Genomic DNA, 2,194 nt, shown 5'->3' on the forward strand with positions numbered 1-2,194 from the left:
ACGATCTCTATGAATCACACAACTTATCATATCGCGTTGCCAGACCTCGAAATTGCTTCAAGCGCGCAAACGCATTTTCAACTAGATGACGATCACGGTACAGCGACCAATTCATATCCCCATTGCCCGCGACTGAGTTTGATCTTCTTGGTATAACCGCATCAGCGCCTTTGCTTTTAATCTGCTCACGAATCTTTCCGCTATCATAGCCTTTGTCCGCTACTATCGCGGTCGTAGGTGGTAACTTTTCAATCAGTTCGCTTGCTGCAGTGCTGTCATGAATCTCGCCACCCGTCACTGTAAATTCAATGGGTAAGCCGTAACTATCAACAGCTAAATGAATTTTAGTTGTATTTCCTGCACGGCTTTTACCGATTGCTTGTGGCTCAACACCTTGGGCGCCTGCGCTATGTTGATGAGCTTTAACATAGCTGCCATCGATAAATATCCACTCCGTATCAGGCTCTTGGGTAAGCGTTTTAAACAGCGTGAGCCATTTACCTTTTTTTGACCACTCATTAAATTTATTGTAGACCGAATTCCATCGTCCAAAACAAGTAGGTAAGTCTCGCCACGCACAGCCAACACGTAGCCGGTAAAGCATTCCTTCAACAACCATGCGTAAGTCACGCTTGTTATAAATACTTTCTTGAAGCATCATTCCTTTTAGCTTCGACCAGAGCTCATCGCTGAGCATTAATCGGGGCATAGCAAACTCGTTTTGTTTTTGTGTAGGAACTTAAATATTACGAGTTTGCTTCTTTTTTTCAATGACTTACGGGCAAACGTCAACAGGCCCTAGAAATAACGTGATATCAAAAGACGAGAGACACCGCTATGAAACTCAATCCAAAAACAACATTATTACTACTCACCTTTCCTCTTGTGCCACTCAGCCACGCCGCCGATTTTAAATTCTATGGTCTGGCCCATATCTCTGTAGACCATCAAGATAATGGTGAAAAAAGTGGCCTAAACGTTTCGAGTAACTCCAGCCGTATCGGCGTTTCCGCAACACATCAATTAGAATCAGGGTTAAAGGTCATCGCGCAGGTTGAGACACTGGTTCGGCTGGATGAAGGCGGCAATGGTAGTAGTTACTTTGATGCCAGAGATACCTTTTTGGGTTTAGAAGGTGATTTGGGGCTATTCCGTATTGGCTATTTCGATACTCCAATGAAAAAGGTCCGTTCCAGAACCGATTTTTTGGGCGATAAAATTGGTGATGCCCGAAATATTGTCGCTGGCGGAGGAGTTAACCTGGACAAGCGTTTGAGAAATGGCATTCACTACCAAAGTCCAACCAAGCAAAATCTAACATTCGACTTGCATTATTCTTCAAACGATTCAACCGGCAGTACCGTTGAAAATGAAGACGATGCCATCAGCACCTCGGTCACTTACAACGCTTCCGGCTTACTGCTGATTTTGGCTTATGAGCGTCAAAATCAATTACCCGATGCTCTGGGCAATGAACGAGCGGCCAGCACAGGTGTCAGGCTCGGCGCTCGCTACAAAATCAACGACAGTTGGCAGATTTCTGGTTTAATTCAGCAAACTCAGGATTTTAGTGGCGGCGATCGCGATGCCTGGGGCTTAGGAGTGTCATACGCGCTTAGCGCCTATGAGATCTCGACCCAGTATTATCGAGCCGGTAATGGTGATAGCAATAATAGTGATGCCGATATGATTGCGTTTGGCGTATCACGGACAATGGATAAAGCTCTGTCATTATATACCTCGATGGCTTTTACCAATAATAGTGAAGCGGCATCTTTCAACGTTGCAGGTGATGGTCATGGTAAGCGCTTGACCATTTCACCTGGTTCGGATCCCTTTGCGTTTTCGGTGGGTGCAATCTACCGCTTCTAACCTTTCTCGCGCCGAGCCTGATTGCCCCGATATTGGGGCTTTTTTTTGCTTTGCCTAGGGCGTGTTGGCGTTTGCTGGTTGTTTTTGCAGCTGGGTGGCTGGTATTTATACAAGGCAGAGCTTGTGATGTGTAGTTATTCTACATGAACAAGCGATAACGCAGTAGAAATGCCAGCCACACGCTGCCCGAAGGGTTCGTCTGGCGGTGCTTTGCTCTTTGTCACTCGTCGTTTATTTAGAATAACTAAACCGCACTCCTCGTTTCGCGAGCAAAACACCGCCAAACGAACAAAATCTAACCAGAAAACGTCAACACGCCCTA

General features: G+C 45.8%; 2 protein-coding genes and 1 pseudogene. 1 reads left to right on the top strand and 2 read right to left on the bottom strand.

Features of this window, described 5'->3' with window-relative positions; genetic code table 11:
• Positions 1-7: 7 nt before the first annotated feature.
• Positions 8-709 (bottom strand): IS5 family transposase, encoded by a 702-nt coding sequence (locus AAY72_RS05485; RefSeq protein ID WP_082628944.1) that lies wholly within the window; start codon positions 707-709, stop codon positions 8-10.
• Positions 710-837: 128 nt separating this feature from the next.
• On the opposite strand from AAY72_RS05485, the gene AAY72_RS05490 reads away from it, so the two are divergent.
• Positions 838-1,872 (top strand): porin, encoded by a 1,035-nt coding sequence (locus AAY72_RS05490; RefSeq protein ID WP_057785901.1) that lies wholly within the window; start codon positions 838-840, stop codon positions 1,870-1,872.
• 134 nt (positions 1,873-2,006) lie between these two features.
• Here the strand turns inward: AAY72_RS05490 and AAY72_RS16890 are convergent.
• Positions 2,007-2,194 (bottom strand): annotated as a pseudogene (locus AAY72_RS16890) (hypothetical protein); the annotation flags it as partial.

It is taken from the genome of Alishewanella sp. WH16-1, from assembly GCF_001441695.1.
Classification (GTDB): domain Bacteria; phylum Pseudomonadota; class Gammaproteobacteria; order Enterobacterales; family Alteromonadaceae; genus Alishewanella; species Alishewanella agri.

Bases quoted from the DNA above. Each gene is read 5' to 3' on its own strand.
- AAY72_RS05485 (WP_082628944.1), bottom strand. From the start codon at position 709: ATGCCCCGATTAATGCTCAGCGATGAGCTCTGGTCGAAGCTAAAAGGA.
- AAY72_RS05490 (WP_057785901.1), top strand. From the start codon at position 838: ATGAAACTCAATCCAAAAACAACATTATTACTACTCACCTTTCCTCTT.